General features: G+C 75.2%; 18 protein-coding genes and 2 pseudogenes. 12 read left to right on the top strand and 8 right to left on the bottom strand.

Features of this window, described 5'->3' with window-relative positions:
- A pseudogene (locus MY520_RS19505) lies at positions 1 to 2765 on the bottom strand (cation-translocating P-type ATPase); the annotation flags it as partial.
- A gap of 127 nt (positions 2766 to 2892) precedes the next feature.
- On the opposite strand from MY520_RS19505, the gene MY520_RS19500 reads away from it, so the two are divergent.
- The gene (locus tag MY520_RS19500) at positions 2893 to 4071 is read left to right on the top strand and encodes an LLM class flavin-dependent oxidoreductase (RefSeq protein WP_436694224.1); all 1179 of its coding nucleotides are present in this window, start codon (positions 2893 to 2895) and stop codon (positions 4069 to 4071) included.
- A 38-nt stretch (positions 4072 to 4109) separates the two neighbouring features.
- Here the strand turns inward: MY520_RS19500 and MY520_RS19495 are convergent, their stop codons facing one another.
- Positions 4110 to 4514 (bottom strand): YybH family protein, encoded by a 405-nt coding sequence (locus tag MY520_RS19495; protein ID WP_436694223.1) that lies wholly within the window; start codon positions 4512 to 4514, stop codon positions 4110 to 4112.
- Positions 4511 to 5704 carry an AI-2E family transporter gene (locus MY520_RS19490; RefSeq protein WP_436694222.1) on the bottom strand — a complete coding sequence of 398 codons (1194 nt, stop codon included), beginning with the start codon at positions 5702 to 5704 and terminating at the stop codon, positions 4511 to 4513. Before MY520_RS19490 ends, MY520_RS19495 begins: the two co-directional genes overlap by 4 nt.
- Positions 5705 to 5778: 74 nt before the next feature.
- Between MY520_RS19490 and MY520_RS19485 the strand changes: the two genes are divergently transcribed.
- Positions 5779 to 6162 (top strand): nuclear transport factor 2 family protein, encoded by a 384-nt coding sequence (locus tag MY520_RS19485; RefSeq protein WP_436694221.1) that lies wholly within the window; start codon positions 5779 to 5781, stop codon positions 6160 to 6162.
- Position 6163: 1 nt separating this feature from the next.
- Here the strand turns inward: MY520_RS19485 and MY520_RS19480 are convergent, their stop codons facing one another.
- Positions 6164 to 6628, bottom strand: a complete 465-nt coding sequence (locus MY520_RS19480) for a DUF3237 domain-containing protein (RefSeq protein WP_436694220.1) — start codon at positions 6626 to 6628, stop codon at positions 6164 to 6166.
- Between the two features lie 500 nt (positions 6629 to 7128).
- On the opposite strand from MY520_RS19480, the gene MY520_RS19475 reads away from it, so the two are divergent.
- Positions 7129 to 7542, top strand: a complete 414-nt coding sequence (locus MY520_RS19475; protein WP_436694219.1) for a VOC family protein — start codon at positions 7129 to 7131, stop codon at positions 7540 to 7542.
- Between the two features lie 49 nt (positions 7543 to 7591).
- Here MY520_RS19475 and MY520_RS19470 read toward each other — a convergent pair whose 3' ends face one another.
- The 3 genes from MY520_RS19470 to MY520_RS19460 are packed head-to-tail and all read right to left on the bottom strand — an operon-like array spanning position 7592 to position 11092.
- Positions 7592 to 8377 (bottom strand): SGNH/GDSL hydrolase family protein, encoded by a 786-nt coding sequence (locus MY520_RS19470; protein ID WP_436694218.1) that lies wholly within the window; start codon positions 8375 to 8377, stop codon positions 7592 to 7594.
- Between the two features lies 1 nt (position 8378).
- Positions 8379 to 10619 (bottom strand): glycoside hydrolase family 3 C-terminal domain-containing protein, encoded by a 2241-nt coding sequence (locus tag MY520_RS19465; protein WP_436694217.1) that lies wholly within the window; start codon positions 10617 to 10619, stop codon positions 8379 to 8381.
- Positions 10616 to 11092: a hypothetical protein gene (locus tag MY520_RS19460; protein WP_436694216.1), complete on the bottom strand. Its 477-nt coding sequence runs from the start codon at positions 11090 to 11092 to the stop codon at positions 10616 to 10618. The genes MY520_RS19465 and MY520_RS19460 overlap by 4 nt, the downstream gene beginning before the upstream one ends.
- Positions 11093 to 11617: 525 nt before the next feature.
- On the opposite strand from MY520_RS19460, the gene MY520_RS19455 reads away from it, so the two are divergent.
- The 9 genes and pseudogenes from MY520_RS19455 to MY520_RS19415 all read left to right on the top strand — a co-directional run bounded on the left by MY520_RS19455 (position 11618) and on the right by MY520_RS19415 (position 19767).
- Positions 11618 to 12421, top strand: coding sequence for an IclR family transcriptional regulator (locus MY520_RS19455; RefSeq protein WP_436694215.1), 804 nt, complete (start codon positions 11618 to 11620; stop codon positions 12419 to 12421).
- Between the two features lie 289 nt (positions 12422 to 12710).
- On the top strand, positions 12711 to 13268 hold the full coding sequence (locus MY520_RS19450; protein WP_436694214.1) for a quercetin 2,3-dioxygenase: 558 nt from the start codon (positions 12711 to 12713) through the stop codon (positions 13266 to 13268).
- A gap of 101 nt (positions 13269 to 13369) precedes the next feature.
- Positions 13370 to 14287, top strand: coding sequence for an alpha/beta hydrolase fold domain-containing protein (locus tag MY520_RS19445; RefSeq protein ID WP_436694213.1), 918 nt, complete (start codon positions 13370 to 13372; stop codon positions 14285 to 14287).
- Positions 14284 to 15129 (top strand): fumarylacetoacetate hydrolase family protein, encoded by an 846-nt coding sequence (locus MY520_RS19440; protein WP_436694212.1) that lies wholly within the window; start codon positions 14284 to 14286, stop codon positions 15127 to 15129. Before MY520_RS19445 ends, MY520_RS19440 begins: the two co-directional genes overlap by 4 nt.
- A gap of 2 nt (positions 15130 to 15131) precedes the next feature.
- A complete protein-coding gene (locus MY520_RS19435; protein ID WP_436694211.1) occupies positions 15132 to 16385 on the top strand; it encodes a DUF3500 domain-containing protein in 1254 nt (417 codons plus the stop codon).
- A gap of 184 nt (positions 16386 to 16569) precedes the next feature.
- Positions 16570 to 18201 (top strand): FAD-dependent monooxygenase, encoded by a 1632-nt coding sequence (locus MY520_RS19430; protein WP_436694210.1) that lies wholly within the window; start codon positions 16570 to 16572, stop codon positions 18199 to 18201.
- A 61-nt stretch (positions 18202 to 18262) separates the two neighbouring features.
- Positions 18263 to 18657, top strand: a pseudogene (locus MY520_RS19425) (family 1 glycosylhydrolase); the annotation flags it as partial.
- Between the two features lie 18 nt (positions 18658 to 18675).
- The gene (locus MY520_RS19420) at positions 18676 to 19254 is read left to right on the top strand and encodes a family 1 glycosylhydrolase (RefSeq protein WP_436694225.1); all 579 of its coding nucleotides are present in this window, start codon (positions 18676 to 18678) and stop codon (positions 19252 to 19254) included.
- A gap of 75 nt (positions 19255 to 19329) precedes the next feature.
- Complete coding sequence (locus MY520_RS19415; protein ID WP_436694209.1) at positions 19330 to 19767, top strand: VanZ family protein; 438 nt, start codon at positions 19330 to 19332, stop codon at positions 19765 to 19767.
- Here the strand turns inward: MY520_RS19415 and MY520_RS19410 are convergent.
- The gene (locus MY520_RS19410; RefSeq protein WP_436694208.1) at positions 19709 to 20497 is read right to left on the bottom strand and encodes a MerR family transcriptional regulator; all 789 of its coding nucleotides are present in this window, start codon (positions 20495 to 20497) and stop codon (positions 19709 to 19711) included. The genes MY520_RS19415 and MY520_RS19410 overlap by 59 nt on opposite strands.
- Positions 20498 to 20543: the final 46 nt, after the last annotated feature.

Genomic DNA, 20543 nt, shown 5'->3' with positions numbered 1-20543 from the left:
GCCTGGACGCCCGCCGGCGGCGCGGCGCCGCCGGCCGCGCGCGTGGCCCGGCCCGCCTGGGTGGCCGGTCCGACGGCGACGACGACGGCGCGGCCGCTGCCGGCCACCACGGTCGTGCCGTCGAAGAGCATGCAGGTGCGGTCGGCGACGTCGACCCCGGGTGTGGCCGGCACCGACTTGGCCACCGGGAGCGACTCGCCGGTGAGGTTGGACTCGTCGACCTCGAGGTCGGTGGCCTCCAGCAGGCGGGCGTCGGCGGCGACGACGTCCCCGGCGCCGACCAGGACGACGTCGCCGACCCGCAGCGCGCCGCCCGGCACGTCCTCCTGCCCGCCGTCGGCCTCGCGGTGGACGGTGACGTCCTGCTCGAGCAGCAGCGCCTCCAGCGCCGTCTCCGCGCGCAGCCGCTGGAGCCCGCTGACCAGGGCGTTCATCACCGTGACGCCGGCGACCAGGATCGCGTCGGTGTTCTCCCCCAGGGCGGCGGTGGCGGCGGCGCCGGTCGCGAGGACCGGGGTGAGCGGGTCGGCGAGCTCGGCGGCGACGGTGCGGACGAAGCGGGCGGGCAGCCGGACCACCGCCAGCTCCCCCACCACGCGGGCGGCGCCGGCGAGGCGGCCCGGGCCGACGTCGTCCTGCCCCGGCAGGTCGGCCACCCGGCCGAGGACGTCGTCGGGCTCGAGCGCGTGCCACGGCGTGTGCACCGCGGGCGGCGGCGCGGGCCGCCCGGCGACACGGACCGCCGTCCAGGCGCCGTCGAGCAGGGCCGCGATGCTGGCGGTCTTGCCCGGCGCGGTCGCCTTGGCCTGGCCGTAGCGGGTGCTGCCGACGGCGGCGAGCAGACCGCCGAGCACGTTGCCGGTGACGGCGGTGGTCACCGCGCGGCGGCTGACCGCGTGGGCCGGCACGGTCGCGTCGACCAGCGCGCAGGCGTCCACCAGGCCGGGGCGGGTGACCAGGTCGGCGCCCCAGGCGGGGGCGCAGCCGGGGACGACCGGGGCGACGGCGACATCGGCGGCCATGAGCGCCGGCCCGTCCACGGCCGACACCAGCAGCACGGCGCGCCCGTCGGCCTGCAGCCGCCGGACGGTCTCCACCAGCGGCTCGTCGGCGGGCGCCACCTCGTCGGCGGCACCGGCGATCTCGCGGGTGCCGACGTGCGGGGTGAGGACCAGCCGGTGGCCCGCGGCGGCCGCGGTGGCCAGCAGCGCCTCCGCGTGCGCGTCGAGCTCCGGGGCCACGGTGACCACGCCGACCCGCCGCCGGCCCGCCAGGAGCGTGCGCACCTCCCCGCCCTCGGCCCCCGGTGCGCTGCGCGGCGGCCCCAGGCGCACAGCCGCCGGCGCGGCACCGTCGCCGGTGTCACCGGTCCCGCCGCGGGCGCCCAGGAGGCGGACGGCGGCGGTCCACACCGCGGCGTCGTCCCAGTCGTCGGCGGACGCGCAGGCCTCGATCACCACCGGCCGGCCGGTGCACAGGGTGGCGCCGTCGACGACGACGGTGTCGACCCGGTCCAGCCGGCGATAGGCGGAGCCGTCCATGGGGAGGACGCCGCGCCGGCACATGAGCAGGTCGAGGGTGGCGGCGAAGGACTCCCGGCCCAGGCCGGCGGCCTTGGGGTTCTGCGACTTGAGCATGTCGGCCGCGCGCCCCGGGCTGCCGGTCAGCGGGATCAGGCCCAGGGACGCGCCGAGCGCGACCTGCTCGAGGCGGGCGCGGTAGGTCTCGACCGGGCCGGCCCGCAGGGGCACGGGGCGCGGGCCGGGCGGGAGGAGGGCCTCGGCCTCGTCGTCCGGCTCGGGGCCGCACAGCTCCGGTTCGCGGCGACACCACACCTGGCGCCGGGCCCGCATCTCCAGGGCCTGCTGGATCGCGGCGACGGCGTTGAGCGCGGGGATGGTGGGGCTCTGGGTCAGCGCGTGCAGCAGCGCGCTGGTGCCGCTGAAGATCAGGTCGGTGCCGATGGTGCCGACGCGGGACTCCAGCCCCGAGCGGACCCAGCGCTGGCTGTCCAGCAGCGCGATGGCCAGGGTGACGTGCCGCGACACCGCCGGCACCGGCAGCGCCCTGCCGAGGAAGGCCACGCCCATCGCGGCGGTGTCCACCGCGGCCTCGGCGACGGCGGCCAGCAGCGGCTCCAGGTCCGCGGGGTGCTCGATCGACTGCGGGAACACCTGCCGCCCGCCGCGGGCCTGTTCGATCGCGGTCACCGCACCGACGACGTCCTCGACCCGGACCCGGCGCTCGTCGACGGAGACCAGGACCCGGCCGACGACCTCGTTGACCGTCGCCCACTGGACGCCCTCGAGCCGCTCGAGCTGGCGGCGCAGGGCGTGCCGGACCTCCGGCTGGTCCTCGGTGGAGGGGGCGCAGACCTCGATCTGCACGTGCCCGTGGTCGGCCCACACGCGGCGGGTGTGCCGGTGCTGGGGCGGCTCGACCATGCCCTTGGCGGCGTCGACGAGGGAGTGCATGTGGCCGTCGGGGATCGGGTCGCCGCCGGTGAGCAGGGTGCCGACCGCGCGCGTACCGGACACCGCCGCGGTCTTGACCAGGTGGCGCGAGGAGTCGGCGACCGCGGCACCGGCACCGACCGCGGCACCCGCGGCGCCGCGGGCCAGCCGGGCGGTGACGCGGGCCGGCTCGGCGAGCAGCCCGGCGGTGAGCACGGCCGGGACGGCGGCCAGCCCCGCGCCGGCGGCGGCGAGACGGACGGCCGTCCCCACCGCGCCGCGCGCGGCGTCGATCCTGCGCAGCAGCGCCATCGGCGTCCCTCGGTCGGTCGTGCCCGCACGGTACGCCCGCGGAACCGCATCGGCTTGCTCGCGAGGGTGCCGCAGGGTGTGTGACGCAGGTTACTTTCGGGCCCCGCCCGACACCGAGGAGGACCCCATGGACCGGCTGCGCTTCGGCACGTTCCTCGCCCCGTTCCACCCCGCCGGGGAGAACCCGACACTGGCCCTGCAACGGGACCTGGAGCTGGTCGAGCACCTGGACCGGCTTGGCTACGACGAGGCCTGGATCGGCGAGCACCACTCCGCCGGCACCGAGATCATCGCCTCCCCGGAGATCTTCATCGCCGCGGCGGCGGAGCGGACGCGGCACATCAAGCTGGGCACCGGCGTCACCTCGATCGCGTACCACAACCCGCTGTGGGTGGCCGAGCGGATGGTGCTGCTGGACCACCTGACCCGCGGCCGGGCGATGCTGGGCTGCGGCCCGGGCTCGCTGCCGACCGACTCGATGATGCTGGGGCTCAACCCGACCGACACCCGCGAGCTGATGGAGGTCGACCTCGACATCATCATGCGGCTGCTGCGCGGGGAGACGGTGACCGAGCAGACCCGCACGCACAACCTCGTGAACGCCCGGCTGCACCTGCGGCCCTACACCCAGCCCCGTTTCGAGGTGGCGGTCGCCGCGGTGGCCTCCCCCACCGGGCCGCGCCTGGCCGGCCGGCACGGCGCCGGGCTGTTGTCGATCGGGGCCACCCTGACCAAGGAGGGCTTCGACGCGCTCGCCCACCACTGGAACGTCGTCCAGGAGCGGGCGGCGCACTACGGCCAGGAGGTGTCCCGCCGGGACTGGCGGCTGGTCGGGCTCATGCACATCGCCGAGACCCGTGAGCAGGCCTACGCCGAGGTCCAGTACGGGATCGAGACCTGGTTCCGGTACTTCCAGAAGACCGCGGCGTTCCCGCAGATGGCCGTCGAGGGCGGCGACGCCAAGGAGATGATCGACTTCATCAACGAGGCCGGCATCGGCGCGATCGGGACCGTCGAGGACGCCCGCGCCCAGGTGCAGCGGCTGTGGGACCAGTCGGGCGGGTTCGGCTGCATGCTCCTGCTCGGCCACGAGTGGGCCAACCCGCAGGCGACGAAGCGCTCGTGGGAACTCATCGCCCAGCACGTCATGCCGCACTTCCAGGGCGGCGAGGTGAGCCACGCGCGCCAGACGCTGGACTGGAAGGAGTACGCCGGAGGCAAGCGCGAGGACTACGCCGCCCAGCAGATGCAGGCGGTCGCGACGATGACCGAGCGCTACGAGAAGGAGAAGGCCGAGGGCCACTGACCCCCCGCCGCCCCGGCCGCCGCCCGGCGGCCGGGGCCTCACGGCAGCGGGAACGAGTGGTGCTCGTGCGCGACCACCCACCGGCCGCCCTCCCGGCGCAGGCCCAGCGTCAGCCGCAGCCGCCGCGCGGGGTCCTGGGCGTGCTCCTCCGGAGTGCCGCAGCGCAGCAGGGCGTGCGCCCAGGCGACGTCGTCCCCCGCGGTGACGTCGAGCTCGACCACCTCGAACGTGGCGCCCTGCCGCTGCCACTCGAAGAACGGCGGCCAGGTGTCGCGGTAGGCGTCGAGCCCGCGGACGCCGTCGTCGGGCGGCGGGACGTCGAACATGACGATGTCGTCGGCGTGGTCGGCGAGCACGCCGGCCAGGTCGCCGGCGTGCACCGCGGCCGCCCAGCGGGTGACCAGGTCCCGGATCTGCGTCTCGTCGGGCGTGGAGTCGGTCATGCCGTCTCCGACCGGGGGCCGGGTGCGGACTCATCGGCGGGCCCGTCCGGCGTCGCCACGTCCTCGTCGTCCTCGTCCTCGTCCTCCCCGTGGGCCACCAGCTCGTAGCGGTGGCCGTAGGTGTCGATCACCGCCTCGATGGCGGCGACCACCGGGATGGAGACCAGGGCGCCCATGGGGCCGAACAGCCCGGCACCGGCGATCACCGCGCCGAAGGCGACCGCCGGGTGGATCGAGACCGTGCGGGCGGTGATCCGCGGGGCGAGCAGGTAGTTCTCGACCTGCTGGTAGACCACGCCGAACACCACGACCCAGAGGGCGTCGATCGGCTGCCCCGACAGCGCGATCAGCGCCGGGACGGCGATCGCCAGGTACGTGCCGATGGTCGGGATGAACTGCGAGATGACGCCGGTCCACAGCGCCAGGGGCAGCCAGTAGGGGACGCCGAGCAGCAGCAGGAACAGGCCGGTGGCCACCGAGCTGATCGCGGCCAGCACCAGCCGGGAGACGACGTAGCCACCGGTCTTCTCCACCGTGATCGCCCACACCGTGGTGATGAACCGCTGCTGCCGGGGCGGGAAGCGCCGGGCGACCGTGGTGCGCAGCTTCGGGCCCTCCGCCGACATGTAGTAGGCGAACAGCAGGAAGGTCAGCACCTGGAAGACCAGCCCGACGAGGGTGGTGACGATACCGACCACGCTCGGGGTGAGGTCGGAGACGATCTGCTGGATCCGGGCCGGGGTGAGCTGCAGGGACGCCACGATGTCGCTGGGGTCGAGGGTGGCGTCGAAGGTCTTGTTGACCCAGAGGACGACCTCGCGGACGACGTCGGGCAGCGCCGTGAACAGCGAGGTGAGCTGCTCGACCAGCAGGGTGCCGAAGGCGGCGATGAAGCCGGCCAGCCCGGCGACGAGGGCGAACAGCACCAGGCCGGTGGCCGCGCCGCGCCGCAGTCCGATCCACTCGAGCCGCTCCACCAGGGGCTCGACGCTGATCGAGAACAGCCAGGCGAGGAACAGCAGGCCGAGGAAGCCGCGCAGGTTGCTGAAGGCCCACACCGCGACCTGGTAGCCGGCCAGCGCGACGAGCGCGAACACCACCCCACGCCGCAGCCAGGGCGGCGGCTGGCGGAACCAGCCGCTCTCGTCCGGCGCCCGCTCCCGCGGGCCGGCCCGCACCTCGCCGTCCACCCGGCGGAAGCTAGACCCTCCGGTCCACGGACGGCGACGCTGCCGGCGCGGCCGGCTGCGGCCACGATGGGGCCATGACCGGCAGGGACGACGACGTGGCGGCGGTCCTCGCGGCGGAGGAGCGCCGCTACGAGGCGATGGTCGAGGGCGACCTCGACACGCTGGAGGCGCTGCTCGCACCCGAGCTCAGCTACACGCACTCCAGCGGCGTTCGCGACACGCGGGAGGAGTACCTGGGCAAGCTGCGGTCGCGGTACTACGTCTACCGGCGGGCCGAGCACCCGGTCGTGCGGGTCGAGGTCGCCGGCGACTGCGCGGTCGTGGTCGGCCGGATGACCGCGGACGTCGACGTCGACGGCGTCCCGAAGACGATCGACAACCTGGCGCTCGCGGTGTGGACCCGCGCCGGCGGCCCGTGGCGGCTGCTGGCCTACGCGCCGACCCCGCTGCCGGCCTGACTCACCCGACGCGGAAGAAGTCGAACACCACGCCGGCGGGGTGCCGCGCCCCGGAACCGACGAAGACGTGCGAGGTCAGCACGGCCAGCCGCGGCGCCGTCGTCTCGAACCGCGGGGTGGAGCGGAAGTAGATGTGCGCGGGGTCGACCGGCAGGTCCTGGCGCAGCCGGGCGATGTCCTCGGCCGACCCGGTGCGCAGCCCGGTGTTCTCGACGTACACCCGCTCGCCCTGGTCGGTCTCGATGACGTACCGGGCCTCGGCGACGGTCTCGGTCTCGGTGCGTATGACCTGGAAGTCGGCGCCGCCGGGCAGCACCCGCCCGGTCAGCAGCGGCCCTGAGACCGTGCCCCCGGTGATCGGGATGACCCGCCGCAGACCGGCGGGGGTCGGGCCGATCTCGATCGGCGGGTCGACGCTGACCTCGAGGTGCAGCAGGTGCTCCAGCGGCGGCGGGACGACGGTCACGGTTCCTCCGGGGGTCGGGGCGGGCGGTCGCGATCCTGCCCGCCGAGGCTTCGGGCCCCGCAGGGCGGTGGTTACTGGCGCTGTACCACCGGCGCTGCGCGGCCGTCGTCGCTACCGCCGCTGGATGCGGAGCGCACTGCGCGGCCGCCGGATCATGTTCCAGACAGCCGAGAAGAGCGGGGCTGCTCGTCCAGTCCATCCGGTCCACGACGGAGTGCGTCCCGACCGGAACCGGGACCGCGACGGACTCGCCCTGCTTCAGAGCTGCCACCTCGCGGCCGTCCAGGTCCACGCGCAGTCGACGCAGCATGCCACCGCCGTCGTACGGACGGTGGAGCAGGAGCGTCGCCACGGCCGGACCCCACTGCCCGCTGACCAGCACGCTCTGCCCGTGGAGAACCCGAGCCACGGCCGGCCGCGCGGTGATGGACGGAGCCCCTCTCGACCACCACCCCCACTACGGTGAGCGCCCGCACCCCAGCCACAGGGAGGACAGTGTCGTGACTTCTCGTCTCAACCCGTACATCAGCTTCACGGGCTCGGCCCGCCAGGCCGTCGAGTTCTACCGGGAGGTCTTCGGCGGCGAGCTCGCCGTGAACACCTACGGCGAGTCGGGCATGGCCGAGGGTGCCGACGCCGACAAGATCATGCACGGGCAGCTCGAGACGCCGGCCGGGTACACCCTGATGGTGTCCGACGCGCCCCCCGGCATGGACCACACCGTCGGCACGAACATCTCGATCAGCCTCAGCGGCGACGACGCCGCCGAGCTGCGCGGCTACTTCGCCGGGCTCGCCGACGGCGGACAGATCACCATGCCGCTGGAGAAGCAGATGTGGGGCGACGAGTTCGGCATGTGCGTGGACCGGTTCGGGATCGTCTGGATGGTCAACATCTCGCAGCCGGCCGGCTGACGACGTACCGGCTGGACCGTGCGCCGGCTGACCCCGCGCCGTGCCCGCCTCACCGGCGCAGGTGGTCGACGAGTGCGTCGGCCACCGCACGCATCCCGGCGGCGTTGGGGTGGTACGGGGCCACCCCGCCGGCGAGCACGTCGCCGAACTCCCAGCCGGTGACCCACGGCTCGGCGGCGCAGACGGAGTGGTCGCGGCTCAGGGCGGACGCCGCGAGCAGCTCCGCGCCGCTCTCCTCCGCGGTCCGGGCCGTGGCCGCCTCGAGCCGGCGAGCGAGGTCGCGGCAGAACGCGAGGTCGTCGTCCGCCATGGGGAGCGCCGCGCAGCCGCCGCCGGTGCCGGGCAGGACGGTCAGGTAGTCCACCAGGACGACGCGCGCCCGCGGCGCCCGGTCGCGGACGGCGTCGACCATCCCGGCGAGGGAGGCCGGCAGGCCGTCGAGCGCGCGGGACACGGCGGCGCGGTCGACCGGCAGGCCGAAGAACGCCCGCGACGCCCGCGGCGCGGCCTCGGGGGCGACCCGGTACGAGCAGCGCAGCAGGGTCAGCAGGTACTCGACGTCGTTGCCGCCGGCGGTCACGGTGACGAGGTCGGCGGCGGCGTCCACGGCGTCCAGCTGCGGCGGCACGCTGCTGCCGTCGAGCAGCAGCTGCGCGGCGCTCACCACGTCGGCGACCGTGGCTCCGCCGCACGAGGCGTCCAGGAGGTCGAGGCCCAGGCGCTGCACCGTCAGCTGGGCGTAGTTGCGCGCCGACCGGCCGCAGCCGGCGTCGAGGACCGGGTCGACGCCCGGACCTGAGGCGAACGAGCTGCCGAGCGCGACGTAGCGCGGCACCTCAGCCCACCCGCTCGGCCCGGGCCGCGGCCGCCCGCGCCACGAGCCCCTCCAGCTCCCCGGCCGGGACGGTGGCACCCAGGTCGGAGACGAACCGGCGCATGGGCATGGAGCCCAGCATCTGCAGCACGAGGTGCCCCTCGGACGTCGCCGGCGGCGGCAGGTGCGGCAGCCACACCGGGAACCGCTCTGCGACGACGGGCCCGACCACCGGGTGGGTGAGCCACTCCCCGACCGCCGACTCGAGGGTCAGCGCGGGCACCAGGTCGTCGCCGGCCAGCGTCAGCGGGGCCTCGGCGAGGACGTCGACCGCGCTGGCCCCGACCTGCACCGTGTAGTCGCCGGGCGCGACCACCCATGCGCCCTCGCGCGTGTCCCAGTAGGCGAACGCCCGGCGGTCCAGGTCGAGGGTGACCGTCCGCCGCTCCCCCGGCTCGAGGGCCACCTTGGTGAACGCCCGCAGCTCGCGGGCCGGACGGCGGACCGGCCCGGCGGTGGTGCCGACGTACAGCTGCACGACGTGCCGGACGGCGCGGTTGCCGGTGTTGGCCACGGTCACCGAGACCGTCGCGGTGTCGTCGCCGGTTCCCACCGCCTGCAGGTCGGTCGTCTCGACGGTCGTGTAGGTCAGCCCGTGGCCGAAGGCGTAGCGGACCGGCCGGTCGAGCGTCGTGAACCCGCGGTAGCCGACCAGCACGCCCTCGCCGTAGCGGACGTGCCCCTGCTCCCCCGGGAAGTCCACCGAGCTGGGGACGTCGCCCAGCCGCAGCGGGATCGTCTCGGCGAGGTGCCCGGACGGCGAGACGACGCCGTAGAGCAGGTCGGCGAGCGCGGCGCCGCCGCCCTGCCCGAGCAGGAACCCGTCGAGGACGGCGTCCACCTCGTCGTGCCACCCCTCGAGCGAGACGACCCCGCCGTGGGACAGGACGACGACCGTCCGCGGCGCGACCGCGGCCACCGCCCGGATCAGCTCGACCTGGACCGCCGGCAGGTCGAGGGACTCCCGGTCGAAGCCCTCGGACTCCTCGGCCTCGCCCAGCCCGGCGAACACCACCGCGACCTCGGCGTCCCGGGCCAGCGCGACCGCCTCCTCGCGGAGCGCCGCCGCGTCCCCCGGGCCGTCGAGGGGGAAGCCGGGGGCGAACGGCACCGGGGCACCGGCCAGCGCTCGGACGGCGTCCAGCGCGACGTCGACCCGGGTGGCGTGCACGTTCGAGCTGCCGCCGCCCTGGAAGCGCGGCGTCCGGGCGAACTCCCCGACGACGGCGACCCGGGTGTCCCGTGCCAGCGGCAGCGTGCCGCGCTCGTTGCGGAGAAGGACGGCGCACCCGAGGGCCAGCTCGCGGGCCAGCGCGTGGTGCGCCTCGACGTCGAACCCGTCGCCGGGACCGGTTCCCAGGCCGGCCAGTGCGGCCACCCGCCGGGCGCTCGCGTCGACGTACGCCTCGTCGAGCTCCCCCGCCCGCACCGCCTCGACCACCCGGCGGTCGCCGGCACCCCGGTCGCCGGGCATCTGCAGGTCCAGGCCGGCCGCGAGGGCGGCGACCCGGTCGTCGACCGCGCCCCAGTCGGAGACGACGACGCCCTCGAAGCCCCACTCCTCGCGGAGCAGTTCGGTGAGCAGCCACCGGTTCTGCGAGGCGTAGACGCCGTTGACCTTGTTGTAGGCGCACATCACCGTCGCCGGCCGCGCCTCGGTGACCACCCGCTCGAAAGCGGGCAGGTAGATCTCGCGGAGGGTGCGCTCGTCGACGTCGGCGCTGACCCGCATCCGGTCGGTCTCCTGGTTGTTGGCCGCGAAGTGCTTCACCGAGGCGCCGACGCCCTGTGCCTGCTGGCCGCGGACGTGCGCCGCCCCCAGCACGCCGGCCAGCAGCGGGTCCTCCGAGTAGTACTCGAAGTTCCGGCCGCACAGCGGGGACCGCTTGATGTTCACACCCGGCCCGAGCACCACGTGCACGCCCAGCGCCCGCGCCTCCACCCCGATCGCCGTCCCGACCCGCTCGGCGACCGAGGCGTCCCAGCTCGAGGCGACCGCCACGGCCGGCGGGAAGCAGGTGGAGGGCAGGTTGCGGTGCAGGCCGATGGTGTCGAAGTCGCCGGCCTGCCGGCGCACGCCGTGCGGCCCGTCGGTCAGCACCACCGACGGGATCTCCGCCACCGGCTCGGTCGACCAGAAGTCGTGGCCGGAGAGCAGGGCGGCCTTGCGCTCGAGGGGCAGGGCGGCGGGGTCGGTGCTCACGCGGACCGATCCTCGTCGATGGCTGCGGAGTCGTCCGCGCCGGTGTAGGTGAACGACCGGACGAGCAGCGCTCCGGCCGAGCACCAGACGCCGGCCAGCCGGCCGGTCATGCCGCCCGCGACCTCGGTGGACACGTACCTGCCGTCCAGCCGGCCGAGCTCGGTGAACCCGCCGTCCGGGCCGACGACCCCGGCGAGGAGCAGGTCGGACGCGAGCGCGGTGGAGGAGAAGTGTCCCTCCCCCGGGGCGGTGCGAATCTCCAGGACGACGTCCTGACCCGCGGCCACCGGCGCCTCGCCGAGCACCGAGCGCAGGGCTCCGACCTGGGCCACCGCGCGCACCCGGTCGCCCTCGACCGCCAGGTCGAGGTGGTGGCAGGCGTCGATGCGCAGCGACAGCCCGCCGGCCGCCCCCTCCCGGGCCACGACGACCGCGCGGGCCCCGGCGGACAGGTGCTCCTGCCGGCGGCCCACGAACGCGAGGTCGTCCGACGCCGGGTCGGGGTCGCGGGCGGTCAGCGAGCAGCCTCGGCCAGCCGTCGACCACCCAGCTGCCGTCGGGTCGCTGCACGAGGTCGGCGTGGCCGGTGTTCTGCACCGGCGAGTCGGTGCCGCCCGGTGAGCAGCGGGTTCTCCGGGCAGGGCTCGAACGGCCCGGAGGGCGAGGGGCCGCGGGCAATGGTGACGGCGTGCCCCGCTCGGTGCCGCCCTCGGCGATCAGCAGGTACCAGAGGTCGCCGACGGGGTACAGGTGCGGCCTCTCCGGGACCTTTCCTCCGGTGCGTCCGGGACGCGGGAGAGCGAATCGATTCGTCCATCCCGGCTCCTCGGCCTCGATCGCACGAGGGGTCGTGGGCGGCCGACCGGCGGCCGTGCGGGCCCCTGCGCCCGCTGGACGGCAGCGATGCGGTGGGCGTCACAGCGACGTCGGGCACAATGCCGCTCAATGGCAAACGAGTGTGGTGTTCACCTCAACCGTTCCGAGCGGACGTCCTCCCGGTGACCGATCCCGCTCCCGCTCGCGTCCGTGGCCACCGGCCGCCGCAGGGCGACCCGGTCGTCGACCGGGCGTTCTCGCTGCTGGCCGCGTTCGACGCCGGGCACCGGTCGCTGACCCTCGGGGAGCTGAGCCGGCGCAGCGGCATCCCGACCAGCTCGGCGCTGCGGCTGGCCACCCGGCTGCAGGCCTGGGGTGCCCTGGAGCGCGGGACGGACGGCCGGTTCACCATCGGCCTGCGGCTGTGGGAGGTCGCCGCGCTGGCGCCGCGGGGGCAGGGGCTCAAGCAGGTGGCACTGCCGTTCATGGGCGATCTCGAGGAGGTCACCCGGCAGCACGTGCTGCTGGCCGTCCGGGACGGCTACGACGGGCTGCTCGTCGAGCGGCTGTCCGCGCACCAGGCGATGCCCGTGCTCTACCGCGTCGGCGGACGGCTCCCCCTGCACTCGACCGGGGTGGGGCTGGTCCTGCTCGCCTTCGCCGAGCAGTCCTTCCAGGAGGACGTGCTGGGTCGGCCCCTGGTCCACGAGCCGGAAAGGGTGGCAGTCTCCCCTGCCGCGCTGCGCCGGACGCTCGCCGAGGTGCGCCGGGAGGGCCTGGCCACCTTCCGGCGCCGCGCCCCGCAGCCGCTGGTCAGCGTGGCCGCGCCGGTGTTCGGTGCCGACGACCGGATCGCCGCGGCCCTGTCGGTCGTGGTCCCGCAGGAGAACGCCGAGCCGCGCCTGCTGGGCCCCGCCGTCCGGACCGCCGCCCGCTCCATCTCCCGGGGGCTGGGCGCGCGGCGCGCCATCGGGCTGCCGGGATAGCTCTCCTGCCGTTCAATGGCAGCACGCTGGGGAGAGCTGGGCCGCACGGGCGATCCTCGCGGACGCGGCCGTGGCGGGCGCCACGTCGAGACCCCGCCACGGCTGCCCCTCCCCGGGCGGGGAGTGCCGGCGCCGATCCACCCCGCCGATCGCGGAGGACCGGCGTCCTCGCCGGCGCGCGACCGCGTCCCGGCCTGAAGATCTGCCGCTCAATGGCACGGAGGTGGGGTGCGGTGACCGCCGTCACCGATGCTCGGGCGGTCACCGCCGACCCGACCCGGGAGCACGCATGAGCTTCGAGTACCTGATCGACCCCGCGAACGGCCCGCAGTGGGCGGGTGTGCTCCCCGGCGAGCCGAAGCCCTACGTGCTGCGCCGCGGCGAGGGCGAGACCTCGATGCTGTTCCGGGACCTGTTCACCGTGCTGCTCTCCGGCGACGAGACCGAGGGCCAGTTCGGCATCATCACTGCCGACTCCCCCGCCGGCGACGTGATCCCGACCCACTCGCACAACGCCACCCACGAGACCTTCTACGTCATCGCGGGCAAGGTCCGGCTGTTCTTCGAGGACGCCGAGGGGAAGAAGCAGTCCGAGCTGCTCGCCCCGGGTGACTTCGGCTACGTGCCGGCCGGCTTCGCGCACGCCTACCAGATCGTCGAGGACGCCCGGATGATGGGCACCCTCTCCGGCGGCTTCGAGCGGTTCTTCCAGCACATGGGCACCACGACCGACTCCGCCACCAAGGACCAGCCGCCGTTCATCCCGGACTTCCCCCGGATGCAGGCCGCCGCCCAGCAGCACAACATGCAGTTCATGCCGGACCACCGGTGGGACGACGCCCAGTAGCCGCCTGAGCCCTCCCCCGGCATAGGAAGCAACACCCACGTCTCCGCAGCCTCTGACGTGGGCATTGCTTCCTATGCCTCGGTCCCCCCGCGAGGAGTTCCGTGCCCGCCCCTGCCTTCCCCCTCCCGCCGCCCGCGCACGCCGCGCCGCTCCCCCGGCCCGTCCCCGGCCCGGGCGGCACCCCCGTCCTCCTCGGGCTCCCGTACGCCGCGATCCCCGGGATCCGCCCGCTGGAGCTGGACCTCCACCTGCCGGCCGGCGGACCGGCCCCCGTCGTGGTGTTCCTGCACGGCGGCGGCTGGCGCCTGGGCAGCCGCCGCGCGGCCGGCCCCGCCTTCCCCGGGAGCACGCTCTTCGAGCAGGTGGCCGCGGCCGGGATCGCGGTGGCCAGCGTCGACTACCGGCTCTCCGGTGAGGCGGTCTGGCCGGCGCAGCTGCACGACGCCAAGGCCGCCGTCCGCTGGCTGCGCGCCCGCGCCGGCGAGCTCGGCGTCGACGGCGACCGCGTCGCGGCCTGGGGCGAGTCCGCGGGCGGCCACCTCGCCGTCCTGCTCGGGCTCACCGCGGGCGATGCACTCCTGGAGGGCGAGCTCGGCCTCACCGGCCCGTCCTCGGCGGTGGCCGCCGTCGCCGCCTGGTACCCGCCGACCGACCTGGCCGGGCTCCCCTCCGACGCCGGCGCCGATCCGACGGACCCCGCGACCCGCGAGGCCCAGCTGCTGGGCGCGCCCGCGGTCACCGTTCCGGACATCGCCGCCCAGGCCAGCCCCGTCACGCACGTCTCGGCCGCGGCGCCGCCGTCCCTGCTGCTGCACGGGGAGGCCGACCGGCTCATCCCCTGCGTGCAGAGCGAGCGGCTGGCCGGTGCACTGCGCGCGGCCGGCGCCGACGTCGAGCTGCACACCTACCCCGGCGCCGACCACATGTGGCTCGGTGCCCCGGACGCCGCCCGCGACGCGGCGGACCGGACGATCGCCTTCCTGCAGCACCACCTGACCTCCGAGGGAGAACAGCCATGAGGATCGTCGGCATCCGCCGGGACGGCGGCGTCGAGGTCGCCGCCCTGTCCGAGGACGGCACCGCGGTGACCGTCCTGGCGCCGCTGGAGGAGTTCTGGGCCGACGCCGCCGGGCACCTCGCCGCCCAGCCGTCGGGCGAGCCCCTGCCGGTGGCGGACGTCGAGGTCGTGCCGCCGGTGCTGCCCGGCGCCCGGGTGGTCTGCATCGGGCTGAACTACCTCAAGCACGTGGCCGAGGGCTCGTTCCGCGAGGAGGACCTGCCGCCGTACCCGACGCTGTTCGCCCGCTGGACCGCCTCCCTGACCGTGGACGGCGCCGAGGTGCCGGTGCCGCCGGACGAGGACGGGCTGGACTGGGAGGGCGAGGTGATGGCCTACGTCGGGTCGCCCCTCGTCGACGCCACGCCGGAGGAGGCGCTGGCCGCCGTCGTCGGCTACTCGACCTTCAACGACCTCACCGCCCGCCGGGCGCAGAAGCTCACGTCGCAGTGGATCCTCGGCAAGAACGGCGACCGGTCCGGCCCGCTCGGCCCGATCGTGCCCGCGGCCGAGGTCGGCGACCTGCGCGACGGCCTGCGGGTGCAGACCCGGGTCAACGGCGAGACCGTGCAGGACGGCCGCACCGACGAGATAGTCTACACCGTCGGCGACACCCTCTCGCTGATCTCGCGCACCTTCACCCTGCGCCCGGGTGACCTGCTGGCCACCGGCACCCCCTCCGGGGTCGGCTACGCCCGCACGCCCCCGTGGCTGCTGCAGCCCGGCGACACCGTCGAGGTCGAGGTCGAGCGCCTCGGCGTGCTGCGCACCACCGTGGTCGGCAACGAGTACCGGAAGGCCTGAGCGTGTCCGGCGAGTTCCGCGAGTACCTGTTCCCGCACGACCACCCGCGGCTGGCCGACGTCCGCGGCCTGGATCCCTACGCCTACCGCGAGCACGCCCGGACGCCGGGCACCTTCACCGGTGGCCTGGTGGAGGGCTGGACCCCCCTGTACCGCAACGAGTTCCGCGGCGTCACCGAGAACGGCACCCTGCGCGACGGGCTGTACCCGCTGACCCCGGCCGAGCCCGGCGAGGAGGCCCCGGTCGCGGCCATGGTCGCCGCCGCCGAGGACCTGCTGGCCGCCCTCTCCGAGGCCGACCGGGCCCGGGTCTGCTTCGCCGTGGACGCCGTCGAGTGGCAGACCTGGGCCAATCCGGAGTTCATGCAGTTCGACACCGGCCTGCGGCTGGAGTTCCAGCCGCCGGAGGTCCGGGAGAAGGCGCTGGCCCTGGTCCGGGCGTCGCTGAGTCCGGAGGGGTTCGAGCTCGCGCACGCGATGATGCTCATCAACGGCTTCCTCGGCGACGTCGTCGACCTGCCCACCGTGCTCGGCGAGTGGAGCTACAACATCGCCCTCTACGGCACGCCCGACCCGCGGGCGCCGTGGGGCTGGCAGCTCTACGGCCACCACTGCGCGGTCAACTGCCTGGTCGTCGAGGGCCGCATGGCCCTCTCCCCGGTGTTCCTCGGCGCCGAGCCCGACGAGATCGACGCCGGCCCGCACGCCGGCCTGACCGGGCCGTTCGCCGACCGCATCGAGCTCGGCACCGCGCTGATGGCCGCCCTGACCGACGAGCAGCGCCGGCAGGCCACCGTCTACGCGCAGATGGTCGACCCGGCCATGCCCGAGGGCCGGGTGCACCCCGGCGACGAGCGACACCTGGCCGGCGCCTTCCAGGACAACCGGGTCATCGCGGCCGAGGGTGTCCGCGTCGTCGACCTGCCCGAGCCGGCCCGACGGCTGGCCCTGCAGATCGCCGAGACCGCCGACCGGCTGCTGCCCGCCGGCCCGCGGGCGGCACGCATGCGGGAGATCGAGGCGCACCTCGACGAGACCTGGTTCTCCTGGATCGGCGGCTCGCAGCCCGGCGACGTCTTCTACTACCGGCTGCAGTCCCCGGTGCTCATCGCCGAGCTCGACCACCACTGCGGGGTCTTCCTCGACTACGACACCCCCAAGCCCTTCCACATCCACACCGTCCTGCGCACCCCGCACGGCAACGACTACGGGCGGGCCTGGGTCCGGCAGTGGCAGGAGCGGGCGGGGACCGCCTGAGACGGCTCCGTTCCGGTGTTCCGGTCAATGGCAGTGGGCTACGACCGGGTGACCGCCGCCACCGATGCTGGACGTGCGCTCCCCGGAGCCCCACCCGGGTCGAGCGGGTGCCGTCGGCCGGGAGCGCCGCTCCCCCGCACCACCCGCTCGCGCGTCGAGCGCTGCCCACGACAGGAGATCCGCGATGACCACTGTGCCCGCCCGCGTCCCGGTGCTCGTCGCCGGCGGCGGCCCCAGCGGCCTGGCCGCCGCGATCGAGCTCGGCCGCCGCGGCGTCGAGGTGCTCGTCGTCGAGCCGCGCACCGAGCTCGACCCGCTGCGCCCGCGCGCCAAGACCACCAGCGTCCGCACGATGGAGCACCTGCGCCGCTGGGGGCTGGCCGACCGGCTGCGCGCCGCCGCGCCGCTGCCGGTCTCGCACGCCCAGGACGTCGTCTTCTGCACCGGCCTGCTCGGGCACGAGATCACCCGCTTCCCGAACGCCTTCGGGCTCTGGACGACGCCCCGGGAGATCGCGGCCGAGTCCGGGCAGCAGGCGCCGCAGTCGCTGGTCGAGGAGGTCCTGCGCGAGGCGGCCGCCGAGCAGCCGACGGTCACGCTGCTGATCGGCTCGCGGGTCGTGTCGGTCACCGACGGGCCGGACGAGGTCCGTGCCGTGGTGGAGGGCCCGGACGGCGAGCGGTCCGAGGTCACCGCCGACTTCCTGCTCGGTGCCGACGGTGCCACGAGCATCACCCGGCCGGCGATCGGCGCGCGCTACGAGGGATCCTCCGGCGCGCTGCCCAACCTCTCGATCACCTTCCGGTCGCGGGCCCTCGACGAGCGGCCGCTGTGTGCCCTCGGCGTCCACTACTGGGTCATCGGCGCCGAGCGCGGTGGCCTCATGGGCCGCCTGGACCTCGACGGCACGTGGTGGCTGATCGTGCAGGGCGTCGGGCCGCAGGACGCCGGCGTCGACCCGGTCGCGCTGGTGCACGACTTCGTCGGTGCCGACGTCGACGTCGACGTCCTGGCCACCGACCCGTGGTCGGCGCGGATGCTCCTGGTCGACCGCTACCGCGGGCAGCGGGTCCTCCTCGTCGGCGACGCCGCACACCTCAACCCGCCGTGGGGCGGGCACGGGTTCAACACGTGCGTCGGCGACGCGGTCAACATCGCCTGGAAGCTCGCCGCCGTGCTGCAGGGCTGGGCGCCGCCGTCCCTGCTCGACAGCTACGAGGCCGAGCGCCGTCCGGTCGCCCTGCGGACCACCGCCGCCGCCGGCGACCAGGAGGCGTTCCTCGCGCCGTCCTTCGCCACCGGCGACCTCGACGACGACGGCCCGGCCGGGGTCGCGCTGCGGGCACGGCTCGCCGACGCGCTGCAGGTGAAGGACCCCGAGTTCCACAGCCTCGGTCTGGTCCTCGGCTACGACTACCCGGACTCGCCGGTCGTCGTCCCCGACGGCTCGCCCGCCCCGGACGCCGACGTCGTCGCCTACACGCCCTCGGCGCACCCGGGCGCGCGGCTGCCGCACACCTGGCTGCCCGACGGGCGCTCGGTCTACGACCTGCTCGGCGACGGCTTCACCCTGCTGCAGCTCGACCCGCAGGCCGACACCGCCGGGCTGGCCGAGGAGGCGGCGCGGGCCGGCGTCCCGCTGACCGTGGCGCACCTGGGCTCGCTGCCCCGGCTGCGCGGCCTCTACGGCGCCGGACTGGTCCTCGTCCGGCCCGACCAGCACGTCGCCTGGCGCGGCGCGTCGGTCGAGGACCCGCCCGCCCTCCTCGGCCGGGTCACCGGCCGGGTCCCCTCGACGACGGAGTCCCCTCGATGAGCACGACTTCCCCGACGGCTTCCTCTGGGGCGCGGCCACCGCGGCGCACCAGGTCGAGGGCGGCAACGTCGGCAACGACCACTGGGAGCTCGAGCACGCCGAGCGCTCCCGGTTCGTGGAGAAGAGCGGCGACGCCTGCGACTCCTACCACCGCTGGCGCGAGGACCTCGACCTGGTCGCCGGCGCCGGCCTGAACACCTTCCGGTTCAGCCTGGAGTGGAGCCGGATCGAGCCGGAGGAGGGCGAGTTCTCCCGCGCGGCCCCGACCACTACCGGCGGATCGTCGACGGCTGCCGCGAGCGGGGACTGACGCCGATCGTCACCCTCGTCCACTTCACGATGCCGCGCTGGCTGCTGCACGACGGCCGCTGGACCGGGCCGAGGGCCGGCGACCGCTTCGCCCGGTTCACCGAGTTCGCGCTGCCCGCCGTCCGCGACGCCGGGTACGTCGCCACGATCAACGAGCCCAACCTCATGGCCGCCCAGCCGGTGATGGGTGCGATGGCCGCGCGCGGCAAGGCCATCACGGGCCTCCCCCGCCCCGACCAGGGCGTTGCCGACGCCCTCCTCGAGCTGCACCGCCGGGGCATGGACGTGCTGCGCGGCGCCGGGTCCCCGCCGGCCGGGATGACGCTGGTCGGGCGGGAGCACATCGCCGAGGACGGCGGGCTCGACCGGATGCGCGAGGAGCGCGCCGCCTTCGAGGACCAGTTCCTCGAGGCGGTCCCCAGGCCCTGGGAGCCGCCGTCGCGCGCGCGGCCGAGGTGCTGCCGGGGCATGCCGCTGCTGGTCACCGAGAACGGCATCGCCACCGCCGACGACGAGGACCGGATCCGGTTCACCACCGACGCGCTGCGCAGCCTCGGCGACGCCGTCGCGGCCGGCGCCGACGTCCGCGGCTACGTGCACTGGAGCCTGCTCGACAACTTCGAGTGGATGCTGGGCTACCGGCCCACGTTCGGCCTGGTCGCCGTCGACCGGCAGACCTTCGCCCGGACGCCGAAGCCCAGCCTCGCCTGGCTCGGCGACGTCGCCCGCCGCAACGCCCTCTGATCCGCGGCGCCGGCTGCCAGGACCCGTCCAGGTTCCACCCAGCCGGCTCCCCGCCGGTCGCGGGAGGGTCGGCGGATGGACGCCGAACGCCGCACCGTGCTCGACGTCGCCCTGCTGTGCGCGGCCCTCGCGGTGGTGGTGCTGACCCTCACCCCGACCGGCGGCACCGGGTGGGCGTGGGGCGCGCCGCTGACCGAGCTGCGCTGGTACGCCACCGGCCTGGAGTCCCGGTCGACGCTGTTCCAGCTCATCGGCAACCTCGTGCTGCTCGCTCCGCTCGCGGTGCCGGCCGTGCTCCGGTGGCCGGCCCTGGGAGCGCCACGGCGGCTGGGCACTCTCGCGGTCACGGTGGCCGGGAGCATCGAACTGCTGCAGTGGGCGCTGCCGCTGGGCCGGGTGGTGTCCCCCGTCGACGCCGCGCTCAACGTCTCGGGCGCGGTCGTCGCCGGGGTGCTCACCGCGGCGGCCGCCCGGCTCGGCGTCCGGGGGACCCCGTCGAGGGCCCGGGCGTAGCACCGCGCAGCTCGTGCCGGATCAGGGAGTCGAGCCGGCTCCAGGCGGCGGACGAGGCGTTGACCGAGCCCTGGATCAGCTGGGGTATCTCCGAACCCGTCGCCTGTCCGGGGAGGTCGCCGCTCCCGTACCGGTGCCTGGTGGCCGCGACGATGCGCCGGGCGAGGTCGGCGAGGAACGGGTCCCCCGGGTCGAGGTCGTGGGCGCGGTCGTAGTCCAGGTAGAGCCGGCGGAGGTCGGGGTCGGACAGGGCCTGGGCCTGGTCGCGGAAGAGCTGGGGTGCGAGGTCCGGGTGGGTGGCGAACACGAGGATCCACAGGTCGCGCTCCATCGCGACCCACCGCTCGCTGAACCCGAGTCCGCCCAGCTGCCGCAGGTGCGAGTCCACCTCAGCGGGGAGCAGGCCGGTGTGGCCGGCGGCCAGCTCGCGGAGCCGCCGCCGCGTGCGGCGCAGGCTCCGGATGCGGGCGCCGAGGTCGGCGTCGATCTGGGCGAGGGCGCGCCGGAAGGCCTCGTCCGGCCCCTCCCTGAGCGCGCGGATCCGGGCCAGCGGGACACCGGCCTCGGCGAGGGTCCGGGTCTTGATCAGCTCGACGACGTCCTGGGCCGTGTAGCGCCGGTAGCCGGAGACGTCCCGCTGCGGCTCGGGCAGGAGACCCTTCTCGTGGTAGACGCGGACCGTCTTGATCGACACGCCGACGTACCGGGCCAGCCGGCCGATGGTGATCACGGGGTCATCGTCGTGCTTGACCCTGCCCCTGGGGCAGGGTCCCAGC

This window comes from Geodermatophilus sp. CPCC 205506, from assembly GCF_051383635.1.
GTDB lineage: Bacteria > Actinomycetota > Actinomycetes > Mycobacteriales > Geodermatophilaceae > Geodermatophilus.
Note: the sequence above shows the minus strand (reverse complement) of the source record. Positions and strands in the feature narration are given on the sequence as shown.

Excerpts from the sequence above, each read along its gene's own strand:
- MY520_RS19440 (WP_436694212.1), top strand. The coding sequence starts at position 14,284 with ATGAGGATCGTCGGCATCCGCCGGGACGGCGGCGTCGAGGTCGCCGCC.
- MY520_RS19485 (WP_436694221.1), top strand. The coding sequence starts at position 5,779 with ATGACCGGCAGGGACGACGACGTGGCGGCGGTCCTCGCGGCGGAGGAG.
- MY520_RS19495 (WP_436694223.1), bottom strand. The coding sequence starts at position 4,514 with ATGACCGACTCCACGCCCGACGAGACGCAGATCCGGGACCTGGTCACC.
- MY520_RS19430 (WP_436694210.1), top strand. The coding sequence starts at position 16,570 with ATGACCACTGTGCCCGCCCGCGTCCCGGTGCTCGTCGCCGGCGGCGGC.
- MY520_RS19500 (WP_436694224.1), top strand. The coding sequence starts at position 2,893 with ATGGACCGGCTGCGCTTCGGCACGTTCCTCGCCCCGTTCCACCCCGCC.
- MY520_RS19415 (WP_436694209.1), top strand. The coding sequence starts at position 19,330 with ATGGACGCCGAACGCCGCACCGTGCTCGACGTCGCCCTGCTGTGCGCG.
- MY520_RS19450 (WP_436694214.1), top strand. The coding sequence starts at position 12,711 with ATGAGCTTCGAGTACCTGATCGACCCCGCGAACGGCCCGCAGTGGGCG.
- MY520_RS19420 (WP_436694225.1), top strand. The coding sequence starts at position 18,676 with ATGGCCGCCCAGCCGGTGATGGGTGCGATGGCCGCGCGCGGCAAGGCC.